The 16986-nt window shown below is 57.2% G+C and carries 13 protein-coding genes; 6 read left to right on the forward strand and 7 right to left on the reverse strand.

Going from position 1 to position 16986, the window contains the following annotated elements; genetic code table 11:
• Position 1 precedes the first annotated feature (1 nt).
• The 4 genes from RIG82_03360 to RIG82_03375 form a co-directional block, all read right to left on the reverse strand.
• Entirely contained in the window at positions 2-2389 is a 2388-nt protein-coding gene (locus RIG82_03360) for a hypothetical protein (GenBank protein ID MEQ9459977.1), read from the reverse strand.
• 63 nt (positions 2390-2452) lie between these two features.
• The gene (locus RIG82_03365) at positions 2453-3229 is read right to left on the reverse strand and encodes a prepilin-type N-terminal cleavage/methylation domain-containing protein (GenBank protein MEQ9459978.1); all 777 of its coding nucleotides are present in this window, start codon (positions 3227-3229) and stop codon (positions 2453-2455) included.
• Between the two features lie 110 nt (positions 3230-3339).
• Positions 3340-4170 carry a LamG domain-containing protein gene (locus tag RIG82_03370; protein ID MEQ9459979.1) on the reverse strand — a complete coding sequence of 277 codons (831 nt, stop codon included), beginning with the start codon at positions 4168-4170 and terminating at the stop codon, positions 3340-3342.
• Positions 4171-4292: 122 nt separating this feature from the next.
• Positions 4293-5357: a GntR family transcriptional regulator gene (locus tag RIG82_03375; protein ID MEQ9459980.1), complete on the reverse strand. Its 1065-nt coding sequence runs from the start codon at positions 5355-5357 to the stop codon at positions 4293-4295.
• Positions 5358-5747: 390 nt separating this feature from the next.
• On the opposite strand from RIG82_03375, the gene RIG82_03380 reads away from it, so the two are divergent.
• The 4 genes from RIG82_03380 to RIG82_03395 all read left to right on the forward strand — a co-directional run bounded on the left by RIG82_03380 (position 5748) and on the right by RIG82_03395 (position 9939).
• Positions 5748-7112 (forward strand): LamG-like jellyroll fold domain-containing protein, encoded by a 1365-nt coding sequence (locus RIG82_03380; protein MEQ9459981.1) that lies wholly within the window; start codon positions 5748-5750, stop codon positions 7110-7112.
• Positions 7113-7200: 88 nt separating this feature from the next.
• Positions 7201-7980 carry a phytanoyl-CoA dioxygenase family protein gene (locus tag RIG82_03385; GenBank protein ID MEQ9459982.1) on the forward strand — a complete coding sequence of 260 codons (780 nt, stop codon included), beginning with the start codon at positions 7201-7203 and terminating at the stop codon, positions 7978-7980.
• 205 nt (positions 7981-8185) lie between these two features.
• Entirely contained in the window at positions 8186-9034 is an 849-nt protein-coding gene (locus RIG82_03390) for a hypothetical protein (protein MEQ9459983.1), read from the forward strand.
• A 131-nt stretch (positions 9035-9165) separates the two neighbouring features.
• A complete protein-coding gene (locus RIG82_03395; protein ID MEQ9459984.1) occupies positions 9166-9939 on the forward strand; it encodes a type II secretion system protein in 774 nt (257 codons plus the stop codon).
• 489 nt (positions 9940-10428) lie between these two features.
• On the opposite strand, the gene RIG82_03400 is transcribed toward RIG82_03395, so the two are convergent.
• From RIG82_03400 to RIG82_03410, 3 genes are read right to left on the reverse strand one after another with little or no spacing between them, the layout of a single operon-like run.
• Complete coding sequence (locus RIG82_03400) at positions 10429-11832, reverse strand: sulfatase (protein ID MEQ9459985.1); 1404 nt, start codon at positions 11830-11832, stop codon at positions 10429-10431.
• A gap of 34 nt (positions 11833-11866) precedes the next feature.
• Positions 11867-13459 carry an FAD-dependent oxidoreductase gene (locus tag RIG82_03405; protein MEQ9459986.1) on the reverse strand — a complete coding sequence of 531 codons (1593 nt, stop codon included), beginning with the start codon at positions 13457-13459 and terminating at the stop codon, positions 11867-11869.
• A complete protein-coding gene (locus tag RIG82_03410) occupies positions 13456-15396 on the reverse strand; it encodes a trehalase family glycosidase (GenBank protein MEQ9459987.1) in 1941 nt (646 codons plus the stop codon). Before RIG82_03410 ends, RIG82_03405 begins: the two co-directional genes overlap by 4 nt.
• Positions 15397-15573: 177 nt before the next feature.
• Here RIG82_03410 and RIG82_03415 point away from each other — a divergent pair, with 177 nt between their 5' ends.
• Both RIG82_03415 and RIG82_03420 read left to right on the forward strand, forming a co-directional pair.
• Positions 15574-16665: a GntR family transcriptional regulator gene (locus tag RIG82_03415; protein ID MEQ9459988.1), complete on the forward strand. Its 1092-nt coding sequence runs from the start codon at positions 15574-15576 to the stop codon at positions 16663-16665.
• 87 nt (positions 16666-16752) lie between these two features.
• Positions 16753-16986: hypothetical protein (locus tag RIG82_03420; protein ID MEQ9459989.1), on the forward strand; the 234-nt coding region annotated here is incomplete at its 3' end.

Here is a 16986-nt window from a genome sequence, read left to right on the forward strand (position 1 = left end):
GCTACGACTCCTTGGTCAATGCCGACTGACTAGACGGCACGGTGTCTCGTGAATGATGAAAGTTGGAGGTATGAACAGTGAGGCCCGCCAGCTTGTCATCGGTTGGCTTAGGCGTCAGCAGGCTCACCAGATAACCGAGAATAAAGCAGGTCGTGATCCCGATGGTCGCGTAGAGATACCCGTTGATCTCGGTATAGACCGGGAGCGCAAACATAACCGCCGCACCGCCAACGACGCCGATCAAAGCCCCCGCCGCACTACACCGTGTGGTGAGCACACCCAAGGCAAACAGGCCGCCCAACACCCCCATAAACAGGCCGATCACGCGAATAAACTCGTCAAACAGGCTCTTGACATCGGGCTGCACAAACATGATTGCGAGCAGTGTCCCGGCTGTGCCCAGTGCAAGTGTGGTGATTCTTGCAAGGTTCAGCGCACCCTTTTCGGTACGCACCAGCCCGAGAGGACGATAGAAATCCACTGTTGCCGCCGTTGCCGTCGAGTTCATGCTGGTCGAGATGGTCGATTGTGCCGCGGCAAAGATACCGGCGACAATCAGGCCTGCTATCCCAACAGGGACCTCCTGGACAATGAACAGCGGCAGGATCTGATCCGTCATGTACATCGGGTCCAGCTTCTCTGGATGATCTCGATAGAAGGCAAACAAGGCGGTTCCCAGCCCGTAGAACAGCAGAGAGGCTGGGATCGCGAGCAGGGCGGCCATCCAGATCGAAGCGGCGGCACGGCGGATATCTGGTGTCGTCATGTACCGCTGGACAACAGCCTGGTCGGCCGTGTAGCTGGAGATGTTCTGGCCGATCCCCCCCAGGATGATCACCCACAGAGCAATCGATGCACTGGTCGCATCGATGCTCCGGAAGAACGGCAGAGCGATATAGATCGCGATCGGTGCCACGACCGGGATCATCATGTTGCCAGCGAAGTAGACCCAGTCCTGGGCGTAAGCCTTCGCCGGGATGGCCATGAACGTGATCGAGCTCAGCATCGTCGCAAAGATGCTGCACGCCGCAGCCCACCACGGAATGCGTTGCCCGCCACGGAAGTAGTCATCCGTGTTCTTGTTCCGATTCATAAAATAGAAGCCAACCCCGAGCACGCTCGCGAGGTAGACCGCCAGCACGGTGAAGTTGATGACACCAAACGAAGATGAAGTTTCGACGGGCTCCACACGCCAGACAGCGGTGCTCCGAACCCGTGGTCGGACCTCTCCAGACGCGATCAGCACGGAACCATCGACCTTGACCGCGTGGGTCGTCACCTGATTGGCCGGGATCGGACCGGCGTCCACCCAGGTGTCCGTGATGGTGTGGTACGCCAGCGCACGACGGGGAAAACCAGGATGATCATCTTTAAGGTCGTCCGCACGGCCGAACAAGGCCCCGTCATCACCACTCAGAAGGAAGACGTGGGACTGGCCCCAAGCGACCGCAGTCCCGGCCATTCGGGGCTCCGGCATGTCCGCACGTGACCGCCAGGGCTCAGCGTGTCGGTCGGTCCCCGAGTAAGTTCCTGTGACCTTGTCATACGCCTCCGAGTCGTACCGCGTGGGGTTGAACTCGTAGATATCGCTGAGCACCTCAACCTCGCCTGATTCACTAACGCGACGTCCGCCTAAGACATACACGCAGGTATCAAAGCCGTTGTGCTGAGCCGACACCATATTGAAGGCTCGCGCAGACCCCGGCCAGGAGGGCAAAGCCTCCCAGTACAGCGTAGAGGGGTCTGATGCGTAGCTTGACAGGTCGAGTCGCCAGAAGCCCTTGCTGGCGGACCCGAGACCCGAATCGGTCTGACCACCCGCGAGATAGATGGTTTCGCCCACAAGCATCGCCGACGCGTAGACAAGCGGTTCGGGCAGCGATGGGAGTGGCAACTGAGTGATCGACTCGGAATCGGGGTCCCAGACCAGCAGAAAGACGTCGCTGAAGACCTCGTCCCCGTCGTTCCCGCCGATGCAGAGCACGCCATAGGGCGTCGTAACCGAGGCTCCGTAGCCGCGTGCCCGATCAAGTTCGTAAGGACCAGCCCACGTCGAAGCCTCACCATCCGAGAGGGCATTCTTGAGAACCCAGACCTCTCGGTGCCAGACCTTGGGCACGTCCCAGAGGTCCTCGCCGGCCGCCACGGGGAAGTTCGCCCCGCCCGCCACGATCAGGCCGTTATTGCTCAGGCCAACATAAGGGCCCGCGACACCGATGCCGTCGGGCACCTCAGGCATCGAAATCCAGTCGAGGTACGAGGGATCATCGCCGGCATCCTGGCCTCTGGCCAGATCGGGCACCACCATGAGGGTCAGCACGCTCGCCAGCACGGCGACGATCACACGCCTCAGAAGCGGCAGAGGAGTTGTCAGGAGAGTGTTTCGCAAGTGTGGTCCCGGTCTATCGCGGTAGGGGGGAGACTGTGGTTACAGAACGGTTTCAAGATTCAGTCACTCAATCTCGACGGTCGTGTATTCAGTGGTGTTGTCGATGTTCAAGGTGTAGTCGTCTGTAGCCCAATCGTTCGGCACAAAGTTCACCGAAGCGGCGTGACCATCACAGAATGAGGTGTTGAACCGGTATTCGCCGGGCTGGCTGTGCAGAAAGTACTCCTCGCCGATCGGATTGCTGGCCTCGTTGTAGTTCGGGGCAACCACCTCAAGTGTCTTTGACTCAAGCATGGCCACCGTCCTTGATGGGTTCTGAACTTCTATCGCCGAACGACCTCGCTGAAAGATATTGTCCGACCCGGTATTCCGCGTAAGGCTCCGGCCATGATTCGTATTCGATCGGTAGGAACTACCGTTCTCAAAGGCGAAACCATCGTCAAGCCCTTCATCTACAGGACAAACCGCTACGGGCATCTCGTCGTCGGGATTGCTGGTAGAGGTTCCAGCGTAGGGATTCAGAAACCGCCGATTAGCCCCGAACAGCTGTGCGGGACCGCTGTTGCCACTACTGCCCAGCCATGTGTATGTCGAGATCCAGTTGCCCGCGAATAGATTGGAAGGGTCGATGAACAGCCGCTTATTTGGAAAGCGGTCGTCGTAGTCGTTCTGATACGCCAGAATAGCGATCGAGATCTGACGGTGGTTCGACAGACACACCATCGACTTCGCCGTGTTCCGGGCTGCCCCAAGTGCCGGGAGCAGAATCCCGATCAGCAAGGCGATAATCGAGATCACCACAAGCAGTTCGATAAGCGTGAATCCGCTGCGTCGAGTCATGACGAGCTCCTGATGAGAGTGGTCGTGTGAGACATGTCCGCTGCTCCCAACGGGGAGAAGAATCAAGCGGCGCGACCGGCGTCAACCAGCCACGCCGTACTTAACAAGGATTAGCCACGAGTCCGTCGCAGGCCGCAGAGACCCGCGAGCATCATTGCCAGAGCCAGACCCGCCGGTTCGGGCACGATCGCACCGGGGCTAGTCGATAGAAATCGGACCTGATCAGGAGTCAGAACCGAGTTGTAGACCGTGAACTCATCGATGAGCCCGATGTACTCCCACTGGAGCCCGCCACCGTTGTCGTTGTTGGCACCGAAGTTCACCGAGACATTCCCGGCGTTGGTAGTGAAGGACTCGATGTCAACGCCGAAGGGGCTGTTGCCATCGGGCGCCCCGTCGAGGTAGATCACCGTGCCGCCAGGGCCGCTGGTGACCGCCACGTGGCGCCACTCACCGTTGTCGACGGAGCTACCGGTGATCTCAACATTATCAAGGCTGTTGTGACGCCCGAGGAAGTTCAGTGAGCCATCGACAAGCCTCAGGGCCGCTTCTTCACTACCGGCCGCCGCATCCGAAATACTGAAGATGGTGTCGGGTCCAGAGGCGTTGGATGAATTGATCCAGCCGCTGTAGCTAAAGCCGCCGTTGGCCAGCCCCAGGGTCGTGAAGGCTGCCTGAGTCGGGGGCGGGGCATTGAGGTGCGCATCGTTGCTGCCATCAAATGACCAAGCTCCGCCCAACACGCCAGTCGCGCCCGCGACGGGGAGATTGCCACCATCCGCGACCATTGCCACGGCGTCCGCACCCCCGACCGAATCGATCGCCGCCGGCGCGCCAGCGGTCTCATCCATCGACCAGTGGGCGATCGGCCCGGCTGATGCAACCCCACCGGTGACGCCAACAGCCAACACCAAACCAGTGCACAAAAAACGGTACTTCATCTTCCTACCTCCTAGTTGAGAGAAACGGGGAAAAACAGATTCACGATGAACTCCAGAACCAGAGTCAAACAGGCCAGAATGGCCAGAGAAACACGATTTTAGACACATAAAACCAACTTGAACTAGACGCCGAGTAACTCGACAGGATACGCATGATGCGATGGACAGCTCTCTCCTTGAACCTGGCGAAGCAAAAGTTTGACCACCTCGGAACCGATCTCTTCAGGATTAAGTGCTGGTTGCGTATAAGGCAGTCCGGGATCACGGTGCCCCGGTCGCCGGTAAAACGTGAGCAACCCCGCCAGAGCATGATCCTCAAGCTGAGATTCTTGAATCACATCACGCGCGACATTCGCCAGGAACTCATTGGCGCAGATCACACCAGTCATGTCATCCCCACGAAGACAGCTAGCCAACTCGTGTCGAACCAGTTCCTCATCCTGAGGCAGGCAGCGCAGCGAAACATCGCCGTAACTCAGACCAGCACGACCAAGCTCATGCTGCAATGCATCGAGAAGAACATGGTCGCCCGCGTGCAGCTTCTCACGCATCATCAAGACGATCTGCCTGCACCCGCGTACCCCCGTCAGATAACTGACCATCTGGGACGCGCAGGACTGATGATCCCGGTCCAGCGACCAGAGTGGAGAAACCGATGGATAGGGCGTGCCATGGACCACAGCGGGGCAACCACTCTGGGCGACCAGACGCTGCGTCGCGAGCGACGAGCGCACGAGAACAAACGCCTCACGTCGATCTGACTTTAGCACCCGATCGATCAGGCCTGTGAGCCGATCTCGCTCCTCATCCAACGGCAGAAAGTTGAACTGAATCCCCGCCCGTGGAAGCTCGCTCTGCATCCCCATCACCACGCCGTCAGCGAGAACACCCTCTGACTTAAAATAGTCCTCCCGAACCAGCAAATGGATGACATCCAGCCCCTCACGCTCAACGTCCGTACTCTGTTCCAGAGCAACCATCGTCCCGACACGCTGTTTCCTAGTGATGACGCGACGCTTGGCCAATAACTGCAACGCGCGATTCGCCGCATGCGTGCTCACTTTGAAGTATTTCGCGGTATCCGCGGAGTTAAGGTAGGCATCACCCGGACGCAGCTTGCGATCCTTGATGTCCGCGTAGACGCGATCAACCAGCTCAATGATGTTCGGAGATGAACCATTTGACATGACACACAAAGCATACCCATATATTTCTGACACACAACATGTATTTCCCCTCTTAAACCATTTAATCTGCTCGGCGTCGATGCGGCCCGGCTTCTCGGCGGTCCGGTTTAAGTGAGAATCTGGACGGACAGGCACGTCGGGAATGGCCATAAAACCCAGAATTTGAAAGGACCAGTTCGGCTTGACGACCGGATTCCACACCCAGAAAGCCGAAGCCGGGCAGCACAGCAGATCGAATAATAATTTCTGAGACTCATTTTTTATATGGAAAAGCTCACTCGCTTCGGTTAGACTCCACCCATGGTCGGGCGAACTCTGTAGCCAACGATCACACCGGATCTCGTGTCTCACGGTTCACAAACAACTCTTCTCATCGCATCAGGAGGCAACATGTCGAGAAAACTCACCCCCATAAGTCGTCCCACACGTACCCTGATTCTTGCGGGCGCTGCTTTGGCGACCGCTGGCTCGCTGGCCGCAACCCAAGCCCACGCGAGCATCTACGTCAACACCATCGCCACCCAGACGCCTCTGCTGCACTGGTCGTTCGACGAGCCGACCAATGACGGCAGCGAACCCGTCATCGCAGCAGCCATCGATAACCTCGATGCCCTGCTAGGCGTCGGGGTCTTTGTGAACTCCGCCCGTCTCGGGCCAGAGACGATTGTCGGTGTCCCGAGTCTCGAACCCGGATCGGGTTTCGACGGCTTCACTGCCGGCAACACCGGTTTCAACTTCAACATCAATGGTCCGGGCAGCGGGATCTTTGACCTCACCGCCGAAGAAGAATCCATGGGCATGGATGCGGGCACCCTCAGCATGTGGGTGCGCTCCACCAACCCCAATGAAGCCGACCCCTTCAACTCCGGCGTCCTCTATCGGGGTGATGAAGGCGGCGGAGACATCCTTAACTTCAGAATGCTGGGCGGCAGCTTCTCGCTGGCCCTCCAGGACAGTGAGATCGACGCCGTCAGCGTAGGCACCAGCTTCGCCAACAACTACGCCGACGGGAACTGGCATCACGTCACCGCCGCATGGTCATATGACATCGGTAGTGATGCTGGCGAACTCGCGATTTTCGTGAATGGTGGATCCGCCGCCGGCGGCGAGGAAGTCTCGACGACCTTTGATTCCGCTGCCTACCCGGATATCCTTCAGGAATCCGATCCCGTGTTAAACCCTGGCGTCTTCGACGACGTCATGGACTTCGACTTCCGCCATCGCCTCGGCAAAGGCCGCAACAATGGCATGCGCTACAGCGGGGACATGGATGAAGTCTCGATCTGGAACCGCGTCCTGTCGCCTTCAGAAATCCAGGCTCAGTACGAAGCCGCCTTTATCGCGGGCGGAACCCCAGGCGACTTCAACGCCGACACGATCGTCGATGCTTCCGACGTCGACCTCCTGACCGCCGCGATCCGGACCGGCTCAAGCGATCCTCAGTTTGATCTCGATGGGTCCACCGTTGTTGATTCTGGAGATCTCGATGAGTTGATCACGACTATCCTTGGCACCGTCGCTGGCGACGCCAATCTCGATCTCGCTGTTGACCTTATTGACCTCTCTGCGCTAGCGAGCAACTTCAACCAGACCGCCGGTTGGGCTGGCGGCAACTTCAACACCGATACCCTCGTTGATCTGATTGACCTCTCGCTTCTGGCGACCAACTTCGGTTCAACATCGAGTATCCCGACACCAGCCACTGCGTCCCTGATGGGCCTCGCCGCTGCCGGGCTGCTGCGCAGGAATCGCTGAACTTGGACCTTGTGTCCAGTCACGCCGGCCAGACCGGCGTGACTGGACATCTTTAATCGAAATGCCCAGCAAGGAACCCTCCTGAGCCATGAGCAACACGAACTTCTTTGTCGATCAGAAGCTCACCGACCAGCAACTCAAGCAGTACCGGGACGACGGCTTTCTGAGGCTCGGTAGAATCCTGACCGATACTGGCCTTGAGCAGATGCGAGCCTCGGTGATGAACGCCTGGGAGGCCGAGAAGGGCCCGTTTGATCCCAGCGCGACTTGGCTAAAAAACTCTCTTCTGGTTGATATACACAAGCAGTCTGACATCGTTCGCAGCTACTACCTCAACGGCCCGCTCGTAGACGTGGCCGAGTCGCTGATCGGATCCAACCTCAAAGGGGTTACCAGCCAGCTCACCTTCAAGATGCGCGGGAACACTTCACCCTTCGCATGGCATCAGGACAACGGCTATGGCGAACTTGACCCCTACAACGCATTAACCACGCTCACCGCTCTTGACGATGCTGATGAGCAGAACGGCTGTCTCTGGATCTTGCCCGGTAGCCACAAGATGGGGCAGATCGAGCGGCTAAGCAAAAAGCAGAAAGACGAGCAGGTCTCACTCGATACACGTCCAGAGGACGAGTCCAAGGCTATTCCTGTCCCAATGAAAGCTGGCGAAGCAGTCTGCTTCCACTGCCACACCCTCCACAAGTCCGAAGGCAATCGCTCCACTACCCGCGACCGCCGCATCGTCTTCCTCAGATACGCAGACGCAGACGCTGTTGAAGTCTACAACGACCGGCAGGTGCGCCTGGGACCGCTGATTCGCGGCGTAAGCCAATATGAGCAGATCGAGCCTTACACGGTCCCGTCTTGATCATCGAGTGGTGGCGTGGCAGGCAGCTTCACACAGCACGGATGGCTCACGTAGCTTCATGCTTCTGTAGAGATCACACCGATAACCTTCATCTTCTCTAAGGAGTGATCGCATCAGCCACACAAGCATCCAGAGTGATTGGGCATCTGTACCGGAGAGTGCTAACGGGCGCACCCACGGTGTCTGCGTCGCTCGGGACGGAACGGTGATCGTCTTTGCTCAATGTCACGATGGTATCCTGCACTATGATCCCGCTGGCAACCTGCTCTCGCGCTTTGGTGGTGACCGTTGGCTATCAGCACATGGCCTCACGTATCAAACAGATGGAGACACGGAGTTTCTCTGGCTCACAGACGAAAAATCTGGATATGTAGCAAAAACAAACCTCACCGGCGATGTCATCCAGGCCTTGCCTACTCCGGATATCCGTAAAGTTAGTTCAGGCCTCAGCGACAATGGAACCAATAGCCATTCTTATAAACCAACCTGGGCCGCTGAGGACACAACAAGAGGCTTAATCTGGGTAGCCGATGGATACGGTTCTTCGTTGATCTATCAGTACGATCATCAGGGAAAGCTGGTCAAGGCGATCACCGGTATAGACAGCGGCACCCGTCTTGCTTGTCCACACGGCATTACGCTCGACGAGAGCGGAAATCTCTGGATAGCCGACCGTGGTAATCGACGTATCGTGATCTATAATCCAGAAGGTCATTACACCGAAGCCTTCCAAGACCTCTGCCACTCCCCCTGTGGCTTCGATTACACAGAGAGCCTGATTGTTATCCCAGAACTCTACGGCTCGATAAAACTTCTCGACCGCAGCTGGCGGCTAGTTGCTGAGCTTGGCAGGAACGCCTCGATCCACATCGAGCGATTGCCCGATGGAGAGATCAGCCGGACTATGCCTGAGCACTGGCCAAATGTAGACCGTGCCACAATCCCCTCAAGGAGCTTCAACAGCCCGCACGCCTCCTGCTTTGGCCGAGAGGGTGAAATTTATGTCGTGGAGTGGATCCTAGGCGGTCGAATCTCTCGCATCGATCTTCTTTGAAGTACTACATGGCTTCTTATTCACAGCAAAATAATATAGTCTAGAGCTCTGAATATATATATCAACTAAAATCAAAATATCGCATATCGGCCAAACAATAATCAAAATAAAGAAACACAAGGCTAGTTCTTATGATTAAAAAGACCGAGCATGCCATATTCAACTGTTTGGTGAAGCGGCAGGCGACTCCACTGCGGTCAGGTTTCACGCTTATCGAGCTTCTTGTCGTTATCTCGATCATCGCGATCCTCATCGGCATGCTCCTGCCCGCCCTTGGCGGGGCCAGGGACATTGCTCGTCAGCTGAACTGCGGGACCAACATCCGCACACTGTCTCTCTCGCTAGAACTCTATGCTCAGGACAACCGGGAGTTCTTCCCGCCAAGAGCTGGCAGCAACCGCTGGCCCACTCGACTGTCGGAGTATTACACTGATCCATCGATGCTCATCTGCCCCAATGATGAACCCGCTGAACAAGGGACGCCAAGTGAATCCAACGAGGATTGGCGTCCTCGTAGTTATCTCATCAACGGCTTCAACGACGTCATTGTCGTACGCGAAAACAACCTTAATGCTTGGCAGATAGGAAATCCTGCCGTCAGACAGCCTGAGATATTCAATCCAGGATCTGTCATCCACTTTGGCGAAAAAATCACCTATGAAAAGCAGGGTGATCGAGCCGATTTTTATATGGACCTCTTCGAAGGAATTGGCAATGATTTCGAGGTCGTCAACCATTCACGGCATGGCGATCCAGACCGTCGCCACGGCGGTTCCTACTACGCTTTCGGCGATGGCTCCGCCCGCTTTCTCCCTTTCCCCGAAGCGATCGAACCCATCAATCAGTGGGCCACGATCCGGGAATACCGCAGTGGTTCAGTACACACTGTGCCGCCGCAGCAGTAGACACAAGAATTCAGCCGTCCTGCTGTTACATTCCTCTGATTAAGTTTCATCTGAACTACACTGATTCTCCGCATCTATTCATATGGCTATGGGCTACTCCCTAAATCCTGGTCAAGTGTTGATGAGCTGGTATCGATCTCGCATACGTCACGTAGTCTCCCTACAGCCTTGGCCTGGGGTTGTCTCTGATGGTGCCGAGCATCGAGCTGATTCAGGCACGTTTGGACGTCTACAGCATGTGGCACAATCGTCTCCGGCCGTACGCAGCACTGGGCTACAAGACGCCTCAAGAAGCCTTCATGGGATCATCAACTGCCTAACCGATGCGATACTCGGAAGGAGGTGAGTTCGAACCCCAGATCAGGGTCAAGCGACAAAACGTCCGAGGCGACCCGAGATTGCTCTTCCCAGACATTCGAGTCAGACCTAAATCATCTTTGCGGCCTGAAATGGCCGGTGGGCGGAGCACAACAATCTGCTCGACCCCCGCTATGGTTCTATCCCAAACAGGCGTAAAGCCTTCTCACTCAACTGACCACGAATCGGCAGCCGTGGCGGTCGTAGTAAATCACGTGGCATCAATGCCTTGAGTTCTTCAACCAACTCTGGCCTGTCTACGGAAAGATCCTTCGTCTCAGCGGGATCATTCTTCAGATCAAAGAGCTCAATCCTGCCATCGGGATGAAGGATCAGTTTCCAGTCGCCACGGCGTACTGTTGCTTCGATGTACAGGGCATCATGCGGCGTGCTAGCGCCCGGCTCATCGAGAAGCAGCGGGGTGATGTCACGCCCATCAATGTCCGGTGGAGCCTCACCGCCCGCCATCCTGATGAAGGTCGGCATCAGGTCCATCGCACTAGCCAGTTCATCCTGAGTGGTATTCGCTGGGATCACGCCGGTCTGACGGAAGATGGCTGGCACTCGGTGGCCGCCTTCATAAGGCCCTGTCTTGCCGCCACGCAGCGGACCTGATGAGCCCCCGCGGTTCCCGTGACGAAGCCAGGGCCCATTGTCGGAAGTGAAGATCACGAGCGTACGCTCGGCCAGATCGAGATCGTCGAGCTTCTTCAGAATGGCTCCGACAGCCCAGTCAAGTTCCTGGATCACGTCTGTATATAAGCCCGCCTTACTGCTGCCGCGAAATGCATCAGATACCGCCAAGGGTACATGGGGCATGGGATGCGGGACGTAGAGGAAGAATGGCTGGTCTGCGTGCTCTTCAATGAAATCGATACTGGCTTGGGTCACACGCCTTGTGAGCTGGGACTGATCGACCGGGAACTCCGTCACGCGATCCTGAATCATCCAGGGGATCACGCCCGGCTCTGCCTCGTAGGCCTGCTCCCGCGTATAGCCATCGAGTTGGGCGCCCTCGGAGAAGCGAAGCTCATCAGGCACAGGCATGTCGTTACTGAGCGGGATTCCCGCGAAGCGGTCGAACCCCCGGGCGGTGGGGAGGTGCTCCTCGCGATGGCCGAGGTGCCACTTGCCGAAGCAGCCGGTGGCGTAGCCGATATCACCCAGGGCTTCTGCCAAGGTCACCACGTCGGATCTGATCCCGCGTCTCGTGGACTCGGTCCTCGGGTCAATCACAAAATAGACGCCGGTTCTCTGGGGGTACCGCCCGGTGAGCAGGGCAGCTCGTGAGGGAGAGCACACTGAGGATGCCATGTGGAAATCGGTAAAACTCATACCTTCATGCGCGAGACGATCCAGATGCGGGGTCCTCACCTCTGCCGACTTATAGGGACCGATGTCGCCGTATCCCAGATCATCACAGAGGATGATGACGAAGTTCGGAGGCAACTCGGCGTGTAGGCAAGCAGGCGATAGTGTAAGCATCGTCAGGACGATCGTCAGCATCCTCGACACGCTCACTGGCGGATGGATCATGATGCACCTTCCGTATTATGGAGGGCAATGCCTATCAAGAGGATTCCACTATTGTCTCTGGGTTCCCGTCGTCATTCAGGCTCATCGCTACGTCACAGCTCAAGACCTGACCGGCCTCCTTCAGGGCACACTCGAGGTCCGGGTACGGCAAGGCCTGAACGGGAATGTTCTGGCTGGCAGCGAGGTGACCCGCAATCGCCGCGGATTCGGCAAGCATCATGAAGACAGGCTCCATTCGGATTGACCCGAAAGCTATGTGCGAGGCCGAGAGTGCTACTGGAACCAGCAGGTTGGTGACGCTGTCTGTCGGGGGGGTGATCGCACGGTATGAGATGCCATAGGGTCGGCGTAATCTGATCTGAACATCGCCCTCATTGCGTACAAAGCCTGCGGTATCGACAAACCGTCGGCAGTTATGAGAGTCCATCTGGTAGGCACCCATCGCGATGACATCCGCATCGATCACATCACTCCGGCAGTGGCGCTCCGTGATCACGACATCTCCGAGCATCCGTCGGGCTTCGCGGATGTAGAGCTGTGGTGGCCAGTGCCCGGTGTCCGCAAACTCATCGCCCGCCAGTCCCCATCGAGCGTATTCCTCGCGGATGGTTGCGGGAACAGATGGATCATGGGCCAGAAAGTGGTGGAGGCCTTGCTGGTAGTCGACGTGCTCCTGGAATATCCGCTCTCGCTCGGCATAACCGGCGACGGGCCATCGCGTGGATCCGCCGATCAGGTCTGTCGAAAAGGCTCCATGGTTATTGGTGTCGGTTTTTTCTGATCCCATAATGGGATCGAACTTCCTAAAGAAATCAATGGAGGTGCCGTGGAGCCATCGTCTGCATAGTTCGTAACGGCGAGGGTTGTAGTTCTCAGGTTTCGGGAAGGGTATGCGGTTTGCCTTGTCAGCGGTCATGCAGACACGGAAGTTGTAGGCCTGGATCCGTCCATCACCTGCGCCAATCGGACCGAGGTGTGATGGCTCGATGTCCGGCAACAGGCCGCTTGCGGGATCGTTCTCGATGCGGAAGGGAGAGACATCGTGGTCGAACTGATGGCTGTCGTGGACGATCACGCCGTTGCTGGTTTCACCGTATAAGGCATTTCCTTCACGGCCGAGCGTGAAGGGCACATCAGCGGCCGCCATGAGATCACCCTCGTAGGAGCAATCGAGGAAGGTCGATGCTGTGACCGTCAGGCCGCCAATCATCTCGATGGCCTTGATTCTTTTCCCATCACGATGGACGCGATGCAGATACTGTCCGATGATTGGCGTGATCTCGTGATCCGCCATCAGTTGCTCGAAAGTTCGCCTCACGATGTGAGGCTCAGGTCGCCAAGTGCGCGCGAGGCCATAGTGGCTGCCAAGTGCATCAAAGATCTCTGCGGTCAACCCGCCAATGATCGCTTCGTTACCCACATCGGTACAGCTCAGGCCGTTGGCCGCCATGCCTCCGGGATGATCGCCAGGATGAAGGAGGGCAACCGTGAGGCCTCTCCGCCTCGCGGTGATTGCTGCCACGATACCGGCCGATGTCGCAGCGTAGACGCACATGTCGGCGTGTATCAGCTGGATGTCGGCCTTGATGGCCAGGTCACTGAAGTAAACAGGTTTTGAATCGCTCATGAGTGACTCCGCCCAGCGTGCTCTCCAGCGGGTCCGAAGGGTGAAGGGATTTGCCCACGCTCGATTCGACTCATGAAGCCGAGCACGGGTCCCCAGCTATAGAGTGGATGAGTGTGTGGTCCGCGTCCACCAGTACCATCGATGGCTGAGTAGGTCTCGGCCACGACGCCTTGTTCACGCCAGCCCTTGAGCAGCAGAGCGAGCGACTTCTCCACGAGTGTATGGCGCGCTTTATCCAACGGATAGCGGTGAAGGCCAAGGTAGACGAGGAAGTTGACCGGCGGCCAGACACGACCACGCTGATACAACTGTTCTTTGAACGCCTCCTCGTGTTTTGGAGAGACCGGAATCATCCACTCTCCCGCAAACTGCGTCGGTTCGAGCAGGTGCTCTGAAACCAGACGCTCGGCACGATCCTTAGGGACATACCCTCCGATCAGCGGGTAGAAGCTGGTGGGTGATCGTGCCTTCGACCACTCCTGTTTATCCGTTCTCCGATTGAGATAAATGCCTTCTTGATCGTTCCAGAGATTTTCCAGTGCTTGTCCGTAGCGTTCGGCTCGGCCGAGGAGTTCGTCCGCATCCTGCTGATGGCCCAGAATCAATGCAAGTTCAGCCATGGCCTGGCAGTCCGCGACGTAGAGTGAGGTCATGCCGACATCCTCGATGAGCATGAGATGCGTGTCGGGATCAAAAGGCGGGTCGTCGTACATCGGGGCGTTGTCGAGGCCTGATTCGATTGCCGCACCGTCGCCGGTGTTGGGCTGGATAAACTCTGCTGGATCGCCGACTCGTGGCGTATAGGGGTTTGATCCAAGAGATATCGTGCCGTTGGTGTTCTGGCGGTCGGAGTCCCACCATCGGTTCCATGCCATGAGAGCGGGCCATAGCGACTCGATGACTTCTTGATTCGGGTGCAGCCGGTACATTCCGAGTAGACATAAGGATCCGACAGGAGGCTGGGATCGATCGCATGAGACACGGCCCGATCCCTGAGCGACGTTGGGGATGAAGGATTCATCGACCATCTCGCGAAAGGTCTCGATCGCGCACGCGTAGCCAAGATCCGGGTCATCGGCGGTGATCATCCACGCCGTCAAGAAGCTGTCCCAGCAGAACAGGGCGTACCCGCCACGCTTGCAGTTCCAGTCGCGTGCAACAGGGCAGATGACGCGGTCGAATCTTGGCTCGTAGATCAGATTCCAGGCGATGCAGGCGCGCGTTGCCTCCTGCGTTTCGGCCTGGTCATCATGTTCCGCGTTCCATTTATCAAGATGCGTGCGAGCATCGGCGATACGCCGGGTCACCTCATCCAGGCTCAGTGGCGTGGAAGTGCTGATGGCGACGGGTTGATCGCCCTGGATGGCGAGATACGGCGAGGGTGTTGGCAGGTTGGGGTCATGGAAAGGCTCACCCGTGACGTGAATCGTGATCTCCTGGCCGGGCAGATCAGCGACCAGTGTGCGGGCATCGACTCGGCTGGCATGGCCGGGCCGATTCCAGAGCATCCTCGCGTGCACGGTCACGGCGCGTGGCCAGGTGACCTCCTGGAGTGGTGTGATCAGAGCGACCCACTGCCCGTTCGAGGCAGTCGTCTCCACGCGGTAACGTGCACCACGCAGGTCCAGTTCGAGGCTGGTGTAGGCTCCGTCATAGCTTCGCGGCCCTGGCCTGATCTCAAGGATGCTCGAAATGTTCAGATCACGTCCGATGCTCGTGAGTTGGGTCCCCGCGGTGCGGGGGAGCTGCTGCTGCCCGAAAAAAGACTCACCAACCCAGATTAATCGGTCCGGCGCTGCGATCCCGATATCAATCGCAAGCGATTCGGGCAGGAGGACGTGGCGCAGTACGCTGCGGGTGTCCCACGTGTTCCAGTCGCGGGCGCGCGTACGGTGCATTGCTGCTGCCAGACGCATTGATTGATCAAGAATACTCATGGTTCTTCCTAAGAAATGACGGCGTGACTGTTTTGAAGAAGCCGCGGAGGTGGATTAGCCGTATTTTATTATAAAAGTATATTTTTAATGACTTTACGTGTTCTTATTTAATAGATCGCCTGTAAAATAAGAGATAAACTATTTGATCCTATAAGTCAATATGATACCTTGAAGGTGATGGCTATGACTCTGTCCGATCTGCATCCCGGCAATACCGCAACCGTCGCGCGACTGGTCCAGATGATCCGCAGGGACATCCGTGAGCGGGATCTGCGTGAAGGTGATCGCTATCTGACGACGGAAGAAGTGGCGACCCTGATGAACGTGGCCAAGGGGACTGCTAATCGAGCGATGCAGCAACTGGCAAGAGAGAATCTTCTGGTTCGCAACAGGAAGCTTGGCACGTATATTGGGCAAGGGGTAGTAGCGGATTCATCGAGTGTCGATCAGATCTGCCTTCTGATCCGCAGAGCCTACTACCTCGCAGAGCGAGAGCGCATCAACGAAGTTGTGGGTGGGACCCTCTCGGCACTCACCAAGGCCTCGGTTGAGTTGTCGCTGGCTCCAGATGATCAGGAAATGGTTTACGCCGAGCGTCTGATCAGAGCCAACGAGGATCGTTCACTCAGGGTCGGTTATTTCGTTGCCTCGAAGTCTCCGCAGATCCAATCCTTTTTCCAGTTGCAGGGCGTTCCGGCCCTCATCATGGGGACGCCTTACCCGCAGAGTCAGGGGCTTGCCTCAATTGATCTGGATCAAGACAAGATCGGGAGACTCGCTGTGCGAGCCGCTTTCGAATCGGGCGATCAGCGTATTGCGGTCATCCTTCGTGATCGGAGAGGTTTTGGCGATGACATCATGGTCAATGCCATCACGGCAGAGGCCATGAGTCTCGGCGTGAAGCCGGGTGATCTTGTGATCCGAAGCGTCCCATCGGACGCACAACTCTCAATCCACACGATTCAGCACCTGATGACAAGCAGCAATCCGCCATCCGCGATCATCACCCGCTCACGAACGGCACTCGAGGCTGTTGCCTGTGTCATGGATCGCCTTGACTGGCCAGAAACAACTCGTGTGATATCGGCAGACTGGCTTCCAGCCAGTCACCGCAAGGGTGCCTATGCCTGCGTTAAGCCCTACATCTCCGCCTACGAACAAGGCGTGCAGATGGGGAAGATGATCAGCGCCCTCATCGCCGACCAAATCCCTGATCCTCTTCACACCATGGTGGATGTGAGCCTTGAACATATTACGGAACAGGCATGACGCGTAGCCATGCCGAGAGTTGAGGGATCGACCTTGACCTGTCTTGATTCTTTCATTTCTGCATCTGGAGAAAGCGAGGATAATCTCATGCCTTCGAACCGAACCTCAGACCTGCTGAAAACGGCCATTCGCCTCAGCAGCACAACGTGCATTGTGGCGGTTTGCACCATGACGGGTAACGCCCTTGCGGACACGTACACGCCGACGGTGTTGTGGGACAACGGCGGCGTTGACGGCAACTACAGTTCGTCGGGTTGGGACGTTGGTGAGCCTGGTTCTGGTGATCTGGCGGCGATCAATAATGGCGCTACGGTGACGATT

This window comes from Phycisphaeraceae bacterium (assembly GCA_040222855.1).
GTDB lineage: Bacteria > Planctomycetota > Phycisphaerae > Phycisphaerales > Phycisphaeraceae > Mucisphaera.